Source organism: Massilia phyllostachyos (assembly GCF_021044825.1).
GTDB lineage: Bacteria > Pseudomonadota > Gammaproteobacteria > Burkholderiales > Burkholderiaceae_D > Telluria > Telluria phyllostachyos.
In genome coordinates, this window is record NZ_JAJNOC010000001.1 from 1,174,488 (window position 1) to 1,189,358 (window position 14,871).

At 64.5% G+C, this 14,871-nt stretch carries 14 protein-coding genes; 4 read left to right on the top strand and 10 right to left on the bottom strand.

Annotated elements, in window-relative coordinates; all coding sequences use genetic code 11:
* Positions 1 to 121: 121 nt before the first annotated feature.
* The 7 genes from LQ564_RS05125 to LQ564_RS05155 form a co-directional block, all read right to left on the bottom strand.
* The gene (locus tag LQ564_RS05125; RefSeq protein ID WP_231056991.1) at positions 122 to 481 is read right to left on the bottom strand and encodes a flagellar protein FlaG; all 360 of its coding nucleotides are present in this window, start codon (positions 479 to 481) and stop codon (positions 122 to 124) included.
* 79 nt (positions 482 to 560) lie between these two features.
* Positions 561 to 2,021, bottom strand: coding sequence for a flagellin N-terminal helical domain-containing protein (locus LQ564_RS05130; RefSeq protein ID WP_231056992.1), 1,461 nt, complete (start codon positions 2,019 to 2,021; stop codon positions 561 to 563).
* Between the two features lie 320 nt (positions 2,022 to 2,341).
* Positions 2,342 to 3,580, bottom strand: a complete 1,239-nt coding sequence (gene fliB / locus LQ564_RS05135) for a flagellin lysine-N-methylase (protein WP_231056993.1) — start codon at positions 3,578 to 3,580, stop codon at positions 2,342 to 2,344.
* Between the two features lie 52 nt (positions 3,581 to 3,632).
* Complete coding sequence (locus LQ564_RS05140) at positions 3,633 to 5,213, bottom strand: GGDEF domain-containing protein (protein ID WP_231056994.1); 1,581 nt, start codon at positions 5,211 to 5,213, stop codon at positions 3,633 to 3,635.
* Between the two features lie 132 nt (positions 5,214 to 5,345).
* Positions 5,346 to 5,999 carry a response regulator gene (locus tag LQ564_RS05145; RefSeq protein WP_231056995.1) on the bottom strand — a complete coding sequence of 218 codons (654 nt, stop codon included), beginning with the start codon at positions 5,997 to 5,999 and terminating at the stop codon, positions 5,346 to 5,348.
* A complete protein-coding gene (locus LQ564_RS05150; protein ID WP_231056996.1) occupies positions 5,996 to 7,447 on the bottom strand; it encodes a sensor histidine kinase in 1,452 nt (483 codons plus the stop codon). Before LQ564_RS05150 ends, LQ564_RS05145 begins: the two co-directional genes overlap by 4 nt.
* Positions 7,444 to 8,052: a hypothetical protein gene (locus LQ564_RS05155; RefSeq protein WP_231056997.1), complete on the bottom strand. Its 609-nt coding sequence runs from the start codon at positions 8,050 to 8,052 to the stop codon at positions 7,444 to 7,446. Before LQ564_RS05155 ends, LQ564_RS05150 begins: the two co-directional genes overlap by 4 nt.
* A 59-nt stretch (positions 8,053 to 8,111) precedes the next feature.
* Here LQ564_RS05155 and greB point away from each other — a divergent pair, with 59 nt between their 5' ends.
* From greB to LQ564_RS05175, 4 genes are all read left to right on the top strand, one after another.
* The gene (gene greB / locus LQ564_RS05160; protein ID WP_231056998.1) at positions 8,112 to 8,681 is read left to right on the top strand and encodes a transcription elongation factor GreB; all 570 of its coding nucleotides are present in this window, start codon (positions 8,112 to 8,114) and stop codon (positions 8,679 to 8,681) included.
* Between the two features lie 80 nt (positions 8,682 to 8,761).
* On the top strand, positions 8,762 to 9,355 hold the full coding sequence (locus LQ564_RS05165) for a biliverdin-producing heme oxygenase (RefSeq protein WP_231056999.1): 594 nt from the start codon (positions 8,762 to 8,764) through the stop codon (positions 9,353 to 9,355).
* Between the two features lie 94 nt (positions 9,356 to 9,449).
* Positions 9,450 to 9,872: a YciI family protein gene (locus tag LQ564_RS05170; RefSeq protein ID WP_231057000.1), complete on the top strand. Its 423-nt coding sequence runs from the start codon at positions 9,450 to 9,452 to the stop codon at positions 9,870 to 9,872.
* A 245-nt stretch (positions 9,873 to 10,117) separates the two neighbouring features.
* Positions 10,118 to 11,707, top strand: a complete 1,590-nt coding sequence (locus LQ564_RS05175) for a methyl-accepting chemotaxis protein (RefSeq protein WP_231057001.1) — start codon at positions 10,118 to 10,120, stop codon at positions 11,705 to 11,707.
* A 317-nt stretch (positions 11,708 to 12,024) separates the two neighbouring features.
* Here the strand turns inward: LQ564_RS05175 and LQ564_RS05180 are convergent, their stop codons facing one another.
* From LQ564_RS05180 to LQ564_RS05190, 3 genes are all read right to left on the bottom strand, one after another.
* Positions 12,025 to 13,506: a SulP family inorganic anion transporter gene (locus tag LQ564_RS05180; RefSeq protein WP_231057002.1), complete on the bottom strand. Its 1,482-nt coding sequence runs from the start codon at positions 13,504 to 13,506 to the stop codon at positions 12,025 to 12,027.
* A gap of 430 nt (positions 13,507 to 13,936) precedes the next feature.
* On the bottom strand, positions 13,937 to 14,287 hold the full coding sequence (locus LQ564_RS05185) for an ArsR/SmtB family transcription factor (RefSeq protein ID WP_231057003.1): 351 nt from the start codon (positions 14,285 to 14,287) through the stop codon (positions 13,937 to 13,939).
* Positions 14,284 to 14,766 (bottom strand): SRPBCC family protein, encoded by a 483-nt coding sequence (locus LQ564_RS05190; protein ID WP_231057004.1) that lies wholly within the window; start codon positions 14,764 to 14,766, stop codon positions 14,284 to 14,286. The genes LQ564_RS05185 and LQ564_RS05190 overlap by 4 nt, the downstream gene beginning before the upstream one ends.
* Positions 14,767 to 14,871 lie beyond the last annotated feature (105 nt).

Below are 14,871 nucleotides of genomic sequence, written 5' to 3' on the forward strand. Positions count from 1 at the left end.
CGACAGGAGCAAACCGGACTTGAGAGCAGGAATTACCTGCTTATTTGTGGCTTGGGGAAATATCTATACGAAACACAACGCCGCTCCTCGTGGGAGCGGCGTTTGCACGGTTGCTACAGGCTCAGGCTTTCTGGCTGATCAGGCGGCCCATGGCCTTGTCGAGCGACTTGGCGATCTCGAGCGCTTCGGTCGTCGGGATCTGGCGCACCACTTCCTTCGTGCTGACGTCGATGATCTTGACGACGGTCTGCTTGCTTTCGTCGTCGACCGAGAATTCGAGGCTGCGCGCCGCAGGCGGCATCGAACCGTTGATCTTCTTGACCGCCTCGTCGAGTTCCTTGCGCGAAGGCGGCTTTGCTTCCTGTTCCGCCGGAGCGGCGTCAGGCTGGCGCGTGGCGGGCGCGCGGGTGGCGATGCTGTCGGGCGCCGGCCGATCGTCGAGCTTCGGCGTGACGGACGCACCAAAAGGCTGGATGTTCATGATGGGACCCCAAACTGAAAAATCCCCGGCTGATCGGAATCAGCCGGGGAGCGTACTACGGCGCTAGGACTTCAGCGAATTAGCCACGCAGCAGGGACAGCACGCCGTTCGGCAGCGAGTTGGCCTGGGCCAGCATCGCGGTGCCTGCCTGCTGCAGGATCTGGCCGCGGGTCATGTTCGCGGTTTCAGCTGCGAAGTCGGTGTCGACGATGCGGCTCTTCGATGCCGACAGGTTCTCGGTGTTCGACTGCAGGCTCGAGATGGCCGACGAGAAGCGCGATTGCAGTGCACCGAACTCGGCGCGCTTGGTGTTCACGGTTGCCAGTGCTGCATCGGCAATCTTGATCGCTTGCTGGGCGCCGGCGAAGCTGCTGATGTCCAGCGACGCGACGGTCTTCATGTCCGAGCTCTTGGTTGCTGCCAGGCCCGAACCGGCGTCGACCAGCGAGAAGCTGCTTTCCGAGTCGAAGGTCACGTGACCGTTGGCAATACCCGTCGCTGCTGCGGTCTTCATGTCCAGGGTGCCAGCCACCAGTTCACCTTGGGCGGTGGTGGTGTCGGTCTTGTAGTTCTTCAGGTCCAGCTTGGTGTTGTTGGTGGTCTTGGCGTTCTTCAGGTCGATGTTTTCGCCGCTGGCGTGGGTCAGCTTGATGCCCTTGTTCTTGGCATCGTATTCAGCGGTCACACCGGTTTCGGCCGAACGTGCGTTGAAGGCCGAGATACCCGCTGCCAGGTCGGTTGCCGAGGTGCCGGCGCCGGTCGAGAAGGAGATCTTCACGGCGGTGCTGTTGTCGCCCTTCAGTTCCAGGGTGTAGCTTTCGCTCGCGCCCACTTCCAGCATGGTCTGGGTCTGTGCGCTGCCGGTCACGCCGGTGGAACCCGAGTTCTGGTTCACCGATGCGGCGATCGCCTTGGCGCTGGTGCCGCTGGCGGTAGCGGTGCCACGCGAACCGTTGATGGTGATGGCGCTGCCCGAAGCCAGGTTGCTGGTGGCGGTTGCCTGGACTGCATCGACTGCCACCTGGTTGTTGCCGTAGGCGCTGGTGGTGAAGTTCGAGCCCGACATCGAGATCAGTTCGTTTGCATTCGCGCCGACCTGGAAGTTCGAGGTGCCGCTGGTGCCGTCCAGCAGTTGCTGGCCGTTGAACGAAGTGGTGGTGGCGATACGGTTCAGTTCCGACGACAGCTGGGTGACTTCGGTCTGCAGTGCCTTGCGGTCGCTGGCCGAGTTCGAAGCGTTCGACGACTGGACGGCCAGTTCGCGGATACGCTGCAGGATGTCGCCCGAGTTTGCCAGAGCGCCTTCTGCGGTTTGTGCCATCGAGACGCCGTCGTTGGCGTTACGGGAAGCTTGGTTCATCCCGCGGATTTGCGAGTTCATGCGGTCCGAAATCGCCAGGCCAGCCGCATCGTCCTTTGCGCTGTTGATGCGCAGACCCGAGGACAGACGCTGCAGCGAGGTGGTCAGCGAGGTCTGCGACGAGGTCAGGTTACGTTGCGAGTTGAGCGAAGCGATGTTGGTGTTGATGACGGATGCCATGGTAATTCTCCAGACTTACTACTTTATGGGGCGGGCGACTGTACCCTGTTCACTTTGGTGCGCCACGCTGTTCCGTGACGATCACACCGCTGTTGATGCTGGTAACGGAGTGCCCCGTAAAAGCTTTATGGTGGGCAACGAAAATAAATCGGAGAAATTTCGCTCAAGTTTGGCGGTGCGCTGCGTCTAGACGACAGGGTTTTTGGGAACTTTAGGGCAAAAAAAGATTTATTTTTCTTCGAAAAAATCCTCAAGCCGGCCTTCAAGGCAAGAAAAAACGCGGCCGGAGCCGCGTTTCGATGTCATCCTGCCTAGCCAAATCAATAGCGCAGGAAGCCGTACAGCTTGTCCAGGCTGTCCCAGCCGCCGTTTCGCAGCGCCTCATTGGTCTGTTTGGCAAAACCCTGGTCGTGACGGAAGCGCCGGCAAAAGATCTGGACCGTTTCCACCAGGGTGTCGACGCCGGGCAGCGGCGCGTCGGCGGCGCATTGGGCGGCCAGCATCAGGCGCAGCAGGCCGTAGCGCGACACCAGTTGCAGATAGCTTTCGTAGGCGTCGGCGGCATCGAAGGGGAACAGGTGCAGGAACATCTCGTTGAGCACGTAGTGGTCGAGCAGGTGCGGGGCGGCCGCCAGCGCCTGCGGCAAGCGCTCCACGCCGCGGGTGTAGGCGGCCACCAGGCTCTCGATGCTGGCCACGCCGGTTTCCGGGTCGGCGCCCAGGTTGCTGGCCACGGCGTCGATCACGGCGCGCTGGCGCGCGGTGCGCCCCGGGGCTTCCTTGCCGCTCCACAAGGTGGCGAACACGATGGCCTGATCCTCGTGGTTCGGACGCAGGTCGCCCAGGGCGTCCAGCATGGCGCCGCTCTCGGCCAGGCGAGTGAATTCGTCCAGCAGCGCCGGGATGCCGGCGGCGCCGGCCGCCTTGCCCACCTGGCTCAGCTGCTCGCAGAAGACGCCCAGCAGGGCCAGGCGTTGCCACAGTTCCACGCCCTCCAGGCGCATCAGCTGCAGGCAGAAGATGCGCACATCGTGCAGCAGCTCGGGACTGACGGAGGCGCCGGCGTCCAGCCGGCGCACCTCGGCGCTGCGCACCGTGATCTGGTCTTCGACGAAGTCGAAGGCGTCCGGCGCCAGCAGCGCCTGGCGCGCCGCTTCCGGGCAGGACAGCTGCAGGGCCTGCTGGACCTGGCCGCCCAGACTGGCCGAGACGCGGGGATAGGTGAAGCAGGTGTGGGACAGGTGGCTTTCGTCCATGTGCTTGTGCACGCCGCACAGGCCATCGCGCATGATCGGGCAGGCGATCTCGCCCTCTGTCATCTCGATGCGTCCGTAGAAGGAGTCGCTGGCCCCGCTGCGCTGGCGCCGCAGGCTGGTCCCGAACACCTCCTGCAGTTCCGGATGGCGGCTCTGGCGGTAGGCGTTGAAGGTCTTCTTGTCGAGGGTGACGGTCCAGCCGGTGCAGCAATTGTCGGTGCAGGCCGAGCCGATGCAGCGGAAGCGGCTGACGTAGCGCGGCAGCAGGGCGGTATGGGTGCGGGTCGGGTGCAGGATGGCCATGATCTAGACAGGAAAATTCGATCCTGCCAGTGTATGCGGCCCTCCCGCCTCCTCAATCGGCGATGACGACCCGATTCTTGCCGCTATTCTTGGCTTGGTACATGGCGCGGTCGGCGCGCGCGGTGAGCGCGGCCTGGTCCTCGTTCGGATGGCGCAGCGCCACGCCGCAGGAAAAGGTGATCAGCATTTTCTCGTTATCGTGCAGGAAGAAGTGGCGGGTCAGCTCGCGCTGCACCCGCACCATGGCCGCCGCCGCCGCCTCGATGCTGGTCTCGGGCAGCAGGATCAGGAATTCCTCGCCGCCGAAGCGGGCGATCACGTCCATCGAGCGCAGGGTGTCGCGCACCACCTTCACCAGGTGCTTCAGGGCGCCGTCGCCGGCCAGGTGGCCGTAGGTGTCGTTGAGCTTCTTGAAATTGTCGAGGTCGAGCATGGCCACGCACAGTGGCGTGTTGCGGCGGTCGGCGCGCGCGCTCTCGCGCTCGAACACGTCGTCCAGGCCGCGGCGATTCAGGCTGCCGGTGAGCTGGTCTTCGCGCACCAGCTCGCTCATATGCTGCAGTTCGGATTCCAGCGCGCGGATGCGTTCCTCGGCTTCCTGCACCTCCTGGTGCACGGCGACCATCCGGTCGCGCGAGGCCAGCGCCTCGTCCTGGGCCGCGCGCATCTCGCGCAGCACCTCGTCCATCACCTCGTTCAGCTCGCCGATATTGGCGGCGCGGCCGATGCGCTCCGAGTAGCCGGCCAGCTTCGCATGGTGGTCGCCGGTCGACGCCGCCACCGAACCGAGGCGGTCGATGAAGGTCATCATCATGTTCTTCATGGTGGCGCGCACGTCCGAGATGCTGTGGCGCAGCTGGCCCTGCTTGAGGATCACGTCCTTCAGGCTGCGGGTCGCGTCTTCCAGCGAACGGGTGTCGAGCGGGCCGGCGATCAGGTCCTGCACGGCGGCGATCTGGCCGCGCATCCAGCTGTCGTCGTCGAGCAGCTCGGTGACGTTTTCCAGCAGCAGGCGGAACAGGCGCAGCAGCAGTTCGCGCTGCTCGGCGGCGTCGCCGCTCCTCAGCTCGATCTGGTAGCACAATTGCTTCAGGCGCCCGGACAGCTCGCCCATCTCGGTCTCGCCATGCGCGGTCTTGACGGCGGCGCCCAGCGCTTCGGCCTCCGCCACCTGGGCCGGTTCGCCGGCCAGCAGGGTCGCCAGCGCATAGGCCAGCGAGCGGCCCAGCATCTCGCGCAGGTGGCGCGCGTCCGGATCCTCGTCGCCCAGCGCCATCACCGGGGTGTTGCGGCGCAGGTGGCGCTCGGCTACCTGGCCCAGCACCTGGGCATAGCCGCTCCAGTCCTCGGTCTTGACGGCGCGCAGCAGGCGGCGGCCGTATTCGGAGACCTCGCCCGGGGTCTCGGCCAGCTTGCGGGCGAAGGTCGAGAGCACGTCGGCGGCAGGATTGGCAACTGCGGCGGCGGCGACAGGCGCCGGCGGGGCCGCCGGCGTGCCGGCGATCTCGTCGTAGATGGCGCGGTAGGCGTCCGGCGTCGGCGCGATGCGGCGCGTCGCCAGGCGGCGGAAGGCTTCGCGGGCAATGTCGGCGGGATTCTGCGCGGTGGCGGCTGGGGACGACGTGATGGACATGGCTGTAATGACGCGGGTTTCAGGCTGACGACATGATAATCAGCTTTCTTGCCAACCATCAATTAAAAAACGGTAACAAAGAGGCGAATTCTTGTTTTACAACAACACCATCCGTGGTGGGATCGTACGGATTCAGCTCACCAGCTGGTTACGGATGGCGTAGTGCGTCAGCTCGGCGCTGTTCTTGAGTTTCATTTTCACCAACAGGCGGGCGCGGTATTCGCTGACCGTCTTGACCGACAGCGACAGCTCGCGCGCGATGTCGCTGACCGACATGCCGGAGGCGATCATGGTGAGCGTCTGGTATTCGCGGTCCGACAGGCTGTCGTGCAACGGCGCCTCGTGGTCCTCGCCGACCTGCGACGCCAGGGTCTGGGCCAGGGCGGCGCTGACGTATTTCTGGCCGGCGGCCACTTGCCGGATCGCGGTGACCAGTTCCTTGGGCGCGCTCTGCTTGGTCATGTAGCCGGACGCGCCCGCCTTCAGGGCGCGGATCGCGTACTCGTCCTCGCGGTGCATCGACAGCATCAGCACCGACAGCTCGGGCCGGTCCTTCTTGATCTGTTTCAGCACCTCGATGCCGTTGCGGTCGGGCAGGGAGATGTCGAGCAGCATCACGTGAGGCCTGGCCTTGCCGACCAGCTTGATGGCGTCCAGCCCGGTCTCGGCTTCGCCCGCCACGATGATGTCGCGCTGCTCGGCCAGGATCTGCTTCAGCCCTTCGCGGACGATGGCATGGTCGTCGGCGATGAATACGCGAACCGTTGCTGTTGCTTTGTCAGTCATTCTTCTTCTGCGCCGGCGCTCGCCAGCCTGATCTTGATAGTCACCATCGTGCCACCTCCGGGCGCCGCCGACAAGGCCAGCGTGCCGCCCAGCGCCTTGGCCCGCTCGCTCATGCCGCGCAGGCCGAAGGACTGCGGCTTGAGGCGGTCGGCGGCCTGGATGCCGCGGCCGTTGTCGCAGATGGCCAGCAGCAGGTGCTCGCCCTCGCGCCGCAGGCTCACGGTCACCCGGGTGGCGCCGGCATGCTTGGCGATATTCGTCAGCGCTTCCTGGAAGATGCGGAACAGCGCGGCCGTGTGGTCGTCGTCGAGCACGATGTCCTCGCCAGGGCCGCGGAACACGCAGGCGATGCCGACCTGCTTCTCGAACTCGCGCGCCTGCCATTCCAGCGCCGCCACGATGCCCAGGTCCAGCATGGTCGGGCGCAGGTCGAGCGAGATGCGGTGCACCGCCTCGATGGTGCGGTCGACCAGGTCGTCCAGGTAGTTCGCCTTTTCCAGCAGCTGCGGCCGGTCCTCGGGCAGGCGCGCCGCCATCATCGACAGCGCCATCTTGATGGCGGTCAGGTTGCCGCCCAGGTCGTCGTGGATCTCGCGCGCGATGCGGGTGCGCTCCTGTTCCTTCACCTGCTCGATGTGCTCGGTGAGCTCGGCCAGGCGCGCGCGCGAGCGCACCACTTCCTCCTGCTCCTGCTTGCTGGCGGTGATATTGCTCATGACGCCATCCCACTGCACGGCGCCGCCGTCGACCAGGTGCGGGGTGGCGCGCAGGTTGATCCATTTGATGTCGCGCCAGGCGTCGATCCAGATCCGGCCGTCCCAGTTCCAGCCCGACAAGGCGTCGCGCGAGGCGCGCATGCAGTCGAGGTAGCCCTGGCGGTCCTCGGGCAGGATCAGGCGCTCGAACAGGCTGGCGTCGTGCTGCAGTTCCAGCACCGACAGGCCGAGCAGGGCCGAACAACCGTCGCTCAGCCAGGGAAATTCCATGCGTCCATCCGGGTACAGCATGAACTGGTAGACCAGCCCCGGCGTGTTGCGCACCACCGCATCGAAGCGCGCCTGCGACTGGGCCAGGGCCTGGGCCGCGGCCTGTTCCAGCGTCAGGTCGTCGGCCACCGCCAGCAGCAGGGCGCGGCCGTCGCGCACGATGCGGAAGAAGCAGAACTTGACCGGATAGTCGCTGCCGTCGAGACGCCGCAGGCGGGTGCGCAAGCCGACCTGGGCGCCGACTTCCTCGCCCAGGCTTCCCAACAGGCTATTCAGTCGCACCGGATCGAGTTCGGGCGCGAGGGCGTACATGTCGCGCGCCTGCAGGGCCTCGCAATCCATGCCCAGGTTCAGGCGCGCCGCCTGGTTGGCGTCGACCACGGCCAGGGTGCCGGCATCGAACAGGTAGATCTCGGAAGCGGCCGCCTGCATTTCGGCGGCGAGGGCGGGGGAAGCGTTCATGGGCGTTCGGTTTCGGGTTTGTCGGCGCGGCCGGCCTGGCGGCGTGCGCGGAAGCGCGTGCTGAAGCGGCGCAGCACGCGCAGCAGGTGGCTGGGCTGGCGGCCGGCATGCCGCAGCGAGCGGCGCATGAGGCGCCGCATGCCCGCGATGGCCGCGCTGGTGCTGCGCCAGAAATGGCTGGCGCGCAGGAAGGTCAGCCAGCGGTCGCGCAAGGCCAGGAAGCCGCCGTGGCAGCGCGCGAACCAGCCCAGGGTGAGCAGGGTCGGCAGGGTCAGCACATAGATGCGCGCCACCACCACCGCGCCGCCCAGCTTGGCAAGGATGAAACCGGCGACGCCAGAGAAGGCGTGGCCATGGGCGATGGCGAGCAGGGCCAGCAGTTTAACGGGCAACAGCAGCAGGCCGGGCAGGACGAAGGCGGTGAGGGCGGCCCAGGCCGGCAGGGTGCGGATCCGGCCCTCCAGCCAGCGCAGCGGCGGCCAGATCGCCATGCGTGCGGCGATGCGGCTGCCGGTCTCCCAGAACCAGGCTTCGACGAGCAGCGCCAGCGCCGCCAGGTGGACCAGGGGCGCGAGCAAACGGGGGCGCTGGTGGGCTCGTCTCATGCTGCGCATGATACGGCAAGCTTCGATGGACCGGCGCAAGTTGCCGTTACAATAAAGGCATGAACAAGGCATTCGTAAAAGAGAGCGACAACGACGACGACGACGCGGAAGCGTTGGCGCTTGCGCAAGCCATCCCCGCCGGGGCCAAGAACTACATCACGCCCGCCGGCTACAAGGCGATCAAGGACGAGCTGCTGCAGCTGATCGACGTCGACCGGCCGGAAGTCGTGAAGATCGTGCACTGGGCGGCCTCGAACGGCGACCGCTCGGAAAACGGCGACTATATCTACGGCAAGCGCCGCCTGCGCGAGATCGACCGCCGCATCCGCTTCCTCACCAAGCGCATGGACTCGGCCTTCGTGGTCGATCCGGGTGTTCATCATGGCAATGACCAGGTGTTCTTCGGGGCCACGGTCAGCTACCTGAACAAGGCGGGCGAGGAGCATATGGTCACCATCGTCGGCGTGGACGAGCTCGATCCGCTGAAAGGGAAGATCAGCTGGGTGTCGCCGGTGGCGCGGGCGCTGACCAAGGGGCGCGAGGGCGACGTCGTGACCTTGCAGACGCCGCTTGGCGTCGATGAGCTGGAAATCCTGTCGGTGGAGTATCCTGAGCCGATCGCCGATTAGAAAGGTCCGGGAAACGTACAACCCGGCCGGGGCTGGTAAGATGAGCGATTCGCCGCTGATCCTGCCGCTCCTGGCCTTTGATGAAACCATTTAACGACACCGCGCATCACACCGATGCGCTGGCCGCGTTGCGCACCGCGACGGCCTCCCGCCACGAGCGGCTCGACAGCGGACTGCCGCTGTCCGCCCCCGCGCCCTCGCTCGACGATTACGCCAGCCACCTGCGCATGGTGCGCGACTGGCTGGCGCCGCTGGAAACCTGGCTGAACGGCTTCGGCGACGGCCCACAGGCCGAGCCGTCGCTGCCGTTTGTCGACTGGCTGGCCCTGATCCAGGCCGACCTGGCCGAACCCGGCATGCCGGAAGTAAGGCCGATGCGTCCCGCACCAGGCTGGCCGCTCGACGCCAGCGCCGCCTACCGCTGGGGCGTGGCCTACGTGATCGAAGGTTCGCAGCTGGGCGGAGCCGTCCTGCACAAGCAGCTGCATGCGCGCCTGGCGCCGCATCCGCTGCGCTACCTGCGCGGCGCGGACGCCGGTCCGGGCCCACGCTGGCGCGACTTCATGGGCGCGTTGCGTAGCCACGTGCAGTCGCCGGAACAGATCGCCGACGCTTGCGCCGGCGCCTGCGCGGCCTTCGACGCCATCCTCGCACTGGCGCCGCTGCAAGAATAATCCGGCGGCCGTGTCGAATCGCGGCCATCCGGATCGTCGTGTTGTCGAAGGCGGAAGAAACCGCCGGCCATTCACACACCAAGCGGAGGATGCGATGAAGTTCATGATTCTGTTGAAAGCGGACAAACACAGCGAAGCGGGCGAGATGCCGAGCGAGCAACTGCTCAAGGACATGGGCAACTTTAACGAGGAACTCATCAAGGCCGGCGTGATGGTCGGCGGCGATGGCCTGCACCCATCTTCGCGCGGCGCGCGAGTGCATTTCGGCAAGGACGGCGTGCGCGTGACCGACGGCCCCTTCGCCGAGACCAAGGAATTGCTGGCCGGCTTCTGGATCTGGCAGGTGAAATCGAAGGAAGAGGCGATCGACTGGGTCAAGCGGGTGCCGATGCCGATGTCGGGCGGCGAGGCCGAGATCGAGATCCGCCAGATCTTCGAAATGGAAGACTTCGGCGACGCCATGACGCCGGAACTGCGCGCGCAGGAAGAACGCCAGCGCGCCTCCCTGGCCGGTTGAGCATCGCGTTGGATGCGGGCGCCGGGCCGGGCGCCGCATCCTGTGGCGCGGCTGTGAATCGGTAAAAACACTGAGTTGCGGATTTACCGAATCGCGCACTAGTTTCCATGCAGCAATGTTATCCTGCTCGTTTGTGTCGCGGCGCTCCGCGTGTTGACACAATCCCACACCCGACGGGTCCCCGTCACTGATTCAACTATGTCCTGGCCGCCGCACGGCGCCCTACTCCCCAGAAGGAAGCAGCTGTGAAAAACCTCAAGATCGGTGCCCGCCTCGGCATTGGTTTTACCATTGTCCTCGCCCTATTGCTCGTCGTTACACTGACCGCCCTGGCACGCATGCAGTCGGCCGGCGACCTGACCTACCGCCTGGTGAATACCAGCATCAAGAACCAGCGCAACGTCGCTGAATGGGCCAAGCTCATCGAGCTCAACAGCGCTCGGATCGAGACCGTCTTTGTCTCGACCGACCCGGCGCTGGTGGCCGAGATGAACGAACGCATGAAGAAGGTCTCGGCACGCTCGACCGAGCTGCAGAACGAGATCGGCGCCTCGCTGCGCAACGAGGGCGTGAAGGCGCAGTTCGAAGTGGTCAAGGGGGAGCGCGGCGCCTACCTGGCCGCGCGCGACGCCCTGTTCAAGGCCAAGCTGGCGGGCGACAACGAACTGGCCATCACCGTCTATCGCGAGCAGATGGCGCCGCGCGCCGCCTCCTTCGAAGCGGCGATCGACAAGCTGGCCACGATGCAGATCACGGCCGCCGACGGCGTCGCCGACTCCATCCTCGAATCCTATGCCAACACCCGCGTGCTCCTGATCGCGCTGGGCATCGCCGCCGTGGTGCTGGGCGCCGCCTGCGCCATCCTGATCGGCCGCTCGATCACGGCGCCGATCCGGCAAGCCGTCGCCGTGGCCGAGCAGATCGCCGGCGGCAATCTGGGCAACCGCATCATGGTGAACAGCCGCGACGAGACCGGCCAGCTGATGCGCTCCTTGAGCGCCATGAACGACAGCCTGGCCGCCATCGTCGGCCAGGTCCGCACCGGCACCGACACCATCACGGTGGCGTCGAACGAAATCGCGGCCGGCAACCAGGATTTGTCCGCGCGCACCGAGCAGCAGGCCAGCGCGCTGGAGGAAACCGCGGCCTCGATGGAAGAGCTGACCTCGACCGTCAAGCAGAACGCGGACAATGCGCGCCAGGCCAACCGCCTGGCGGGCGAGGCCGCGATGATCGCGGACCACGGCGGCGACATGGTGGCGGAAGTCGTGTCGACCATGGGCGCCATCAATGAGGCTTCGCGCAAGATCGTCGACATCATCGGCGTCATCGACGGCATCGCCTTCCAGACCAATATCCTGGCGCTGAACGCGGCCGTGGAAGCGGCGCGCGCCGGTGAACAGGGCCGCGGCTTCGCGGTCGTGGCGACCGAGGTGCGCAGCCTGGCCCAGCGGTCGAGCGCGGCGGCCAAGGAAATCAAGCTGCTGATCGACGACTCTGTGGCCAGGGTCGAGGAGGGCAGCGGCCAGGTCGACCGCGCCGGCGTGACGATGAAGGAAATCGTGCGCAGCATCGGCCAGGTGACCGCCATCGTCAGCGAGATCGCCAACGCCAGCGAAGAGCAGCGCGCCGGCATCGAGCAGGTGGGCGGCGCCATCGTCGAGATGGACCGCGTGACCCAGCAGAACGCGGCGCTGGTGGAACAAGCGGCCGCCGCGGCCGTGGCGATGCAGGACCAGGCGGCCGCGCTGTCGGCGCTGGTCGGCACCTTCAGCTTGGCGCCGGGCGAGCGGGGAGCGCTCGCGCGCCCGGCCGCCCGCCTGGCTATCGCCTAAGAGCGACTAGCAAAATTTCTCGACATATCGCCAACAGATTAGCAAGCAGGTGAGCGGCAGGAACGCTTGGTGCAGTTTATCTACAAACATGGACGCCACGTTAATGCCCTAGCTCGGGGACAGCGTATGTCCGCTATCGGCCCAGGCTGTGTAAAAACGCAAAAACTTAAAATTTTCATGGGTAGGGAGACCCCTCCCGACCTCGAGAAAATCGCATAGCGGCCGTTCTGAGGGGTCGATTTTTTTGTTCGACGGTTTTTCTCGCGTTTTTACACAGCCTGGACCCAAAGCGGACCTTTACGAGTGGAGTGTTAAGCCTAATGACCGACTAGCACATCATGGCCGTCATGTTTGTCGTGAACACCGAATTTGTCGACCAAGGTGGCACTTGCTTCGTTGAGACCCTGCACTTCTACTTGCGCACCAAGCTTGCGGAATTTGAACACAACCTTATCCAAAGCGCTGATTGCAGTGATGTCCCAGAAATGTGCATCGGTAAGATCAATGTGTACTTTTTCCAGGGCCTCAGTGTAGTCGAACGAATGAACAAGCTGATCCGAAGAAGCGAAGAAGACCTGTCCTGCAACGCGGTAGCGGCGAGTGCGACCAGTGTCGCCAATCTGCGAGCTAACATCCAAGAGTCGGCTGACCTTCTGAGCGAAGAAAATGCCGGACAGCAGGACGCCGGTCAGGACGCCTTTCGCTAGGTCATGGGTTGCTACCGTAACGGCGACCGTGGCAAGCATTACGATGTTGGAGCTGACCGGGTGCTCGCGCAAATGGCTGATCGAGCCCCAGTTAAATGTTCCGATGGACACCATGATCATCACCGCGACCAGCGCTGCCATCGGTATTTGCCTGACCCACTCTCCAAGAAACACTACCAGGATGAGGAGCACGACACCGGCCGTTAAGGTCGAAAGTCGACCACGCCCGCCGGACTTCACGTTAATGACCGACTGACCGATCATCGCGCAACCCGCCATGCCTCCGATGAAGCCGGTCGCAATGTTTGCGACGCCCTGGCCGACACATTCCCGGTTCTTGTCGCTTTTGGTGTCAGTGAGATCGTCGACAATCGTGGCTGTCATCAGTGACTCAAGCAGCCCTACGACCATCAAGGTCGCCGAGTATGGAAGGATGATCTGGAAGGTTTCGAGATTGATGGGCACGTTCGGGATCAGGAACGATGGCAGGCTATCCGGGAGCTGTCCCATGTCGCCGACGGTACGAATATCTAGGCCGAGTGCGATCGAAGCCCCCGTCAGTACGACGATTGCAACCAGCGGAGACGGAATAGCGCGCGTTACATACGGCAAGCCATAGATGATGGCCAGACCGGCTGCAGTAACGGCGTATACATGCCAGGAAACGTTCGTCAGCTCGGGTAACTGGGCCAGGAAGATCAGGATGGCGAGTGCGTTCACGAAGCCGGTTACGACCGAGCGTGACACGAAGCGCATCAGCCGGCCAAGCTTGATCCATCCCGCAGCAATTTGAAGAGCCCCGGCAAGGATCGTCGCTGCGAGCAGGTAGTCGAGGCCATGGGTTTTTACTAAGGTGACCATGACGAGGGCCATTGCCCCAGTAGCGGCCGAAATCATGCCAGGACGGCCACCGAAGAAGGCGATTAGGGTCGCGATGGAGAATGAAGCGTACAGGCCAACTTTCGGGTCCACGCCTGCAATAATGGAAAAGGCAATCGCTTCTGGGATGAGTGCGAGTGCGACAACTAGACCTGCAAGTAGGTCATTGCGAACGTTAGAAAACCAGTCTTGGCGGATTGTTTGAACAAACATAAATTTACCTTCTTCTCAAGCGGATATCGCTGAGTACAGATGAATGAGCACGGTACGCGAATGCGTACGTACAGGGGATCTGGAACGAGCATCGACAGCACGATGTCAAGGCGACATCGGCCTAACGGTCGAAGAGAAGGTGTTTTACGGAGGAGTAACGGAGCAGAAATAACCGCGCGGCAAACCTACGCCCGGGTAGGAAGGATCATCTCGATCGAGACATAGGCCAGCACAATCCGCAACGTGTTTCGCACGCGAGATCGGGTCAGATGTACGGAAGTGATTGGGCATAGCCCGCCATTTTGCACTGCAACATAGGGGTAGTCAAGGCAAGCCTGAACGTCCGCTTCTGGCCGATTGCGGACAGTCGGTACGGCTCAGTGTACTCGGCTGTTGCCCGCTGAACAACTAGAGGGTTTGATTAGGCGCTTTAAGTCGCGGGCGACTCCTCGTCGCGCAGCATGGCGTCGAGGCGGTCGAAGCGCTCTTCCCACATCCGGCGGTTCAGGCTGACCCAGTCCGCCAGCACGTCCAGGCCGCGGCGGTCGGCTTCGCACATGCGCACCCGGCCGACCTTGCGCGTCCGGACCAGCCCGCACGACTCCATGATGCGCAGGTGCTGCGAGACGGCGGTGAGCGTCACGTCGATCGCCCCGGCCAGCACACTGACCGACTGCGGGCCCTGCAGCACCATTTTCAGGATCGCGCGCCGGGTCGCGTCGCCCAGCGCCGCGAAGATGCCGTCGGCCTCGTTCGGCTGCAGCGCGGACGCGTGGCTCATGCCGCGTCCTTCGCGACTGCCGCCTGCAATTGGTCGAGCAGCTGCTGCCATCCTGCGCGGCGCATGTCCGGGCCGTCCGCGCCTTCGAAGAAGGCCGCCTGGTGCGTGAAGCGCAGGCGCGTGCCGCCGCCCGGCGCCGGGCTGAATTCGAAGGTATGGACCGAGGCCGAGATCCTGCGGCCGCCGATAGCCATGGTTGCCGCGCTGACGATGCGCTGGTCCGGCACCAGGTCCAGGTAGACGCCGTCGGACTCCAGCAGCACGCCGGCGAATGGCGAGCCCGCGTTGAAGCGGTAGCTTGCCGACTCGCGTCCGCCCACTTCGAACTGCATCGCGAACGCCTCGACCGTGTGGTTGTCGCTCTCGGCAAACCACTGCCGCTTGCGGCGCGGATCGGCGAATGCGGCGTAGACGCGCGCCGGGCTGGCGCCAAATTCCCGCTCCATGGTGAAGGTGTCGAACTGGACTGCTGCCGTCATGACCATCTCCTTGATGAAGTTTGAACTTCAGTATTTACCCATTGGCTCGGAAAGTCAAGTCTGAACTTCAGTGATCTGTGTCCGCCATTGCCATGCGCGGTGGAT

Bases quoted from the DNA above. Each gene is read 5' to 3' on its own strand.
- LQ564_RS05125 (WP_231056991.1), bottom strand. From the start codon at position 481: ATGAACATCCAGCCTTTTGGTGCGTCCGTCACGCCGAAGCTCGACGAT.
- LQ564_RS05130 (WP_231056992.1), bottom strand. From the start codon at position 2,021: ATGGCATCCGTCATCAACACCAACATCGCTTCGCTCAACTCGCAACGT.
- fliB (WP_231056993.1), bottom strand. From the start codon at position 3,580: ATGGCCATCCTGCACCCGACCCGCACCCATACCGCCCTGCTGCCGCGC.
- LQ564_RS05140 (WP_231056994.1), bottom strand. From the start codon at position 5,213: ATGTCCATCACGTCGTCCCCAGCCGCCACCGCGCAGAATCCCGCCGAC.
- LQ564_RS05145 (WP_231056995.1), bottom strand. From the start codon at position 5,999: ATGACTGACAAAGCAACAGCAACGGTTCGCGTATTCATCGCCGACGAC.
- LQ564_RS05150 (WP_231056996.1), bottom strand. From the start codon at position 7,447: ATGAACGCTTCCCCCGCCCTCGCCGCCGAAATGCAGGCGGCCGCTTCC.
- LQ564_RS05155 (WP_231056997.1), bottom strand. From the start codon at position 8,052: ATGAGACGAGCCCACCAGCGCCCCCGTTTGCTCGCGCCCCTGGTCCAC.
- greB (WP_231056998.1), top strand. From the start codon at position 8,112: ATGAACAAGGCATTCGTAAAAGAGAGCGACAACGACGACGACGACGCG.
- LQ564_RS05165 (WP_231056999.1), top strand. From the start codon at position 8,762: ATGAAACCATTTAACGACACCGCGCATCACACCGATGCGCTGGCCGCG.
- LQ564_RS05170 (WP_231057000.1), top strand. From the start codon at position 9,450: ATGAAGTTCATGATTCTGTTGAAAGCGGACAAACACAGCGAAGCGGGC.
- LQ564_RS05180 (WP_231057002.1), bottom strand. From the start codon at position 13,506: ATGTTTGTTCAAACAATCCGCCAAGACTGGTTTTCTAACGTTCGCAAT.
- LQ564_RS05185 (WP_231057003.1), bottom strand. From the start codon at position 14,287: ATGAGCCACGCGTCCGCGCTGCAGCCGAACGAGGCCGACGGCATCTTC.
- LQ564_RS05190 (WP_231057004.1), bottom strand. From the start codon at position 14,766: ATGACGGCAGCAGTCCAGTTCGACACCTTCACCATGGAGCGGGAATTT.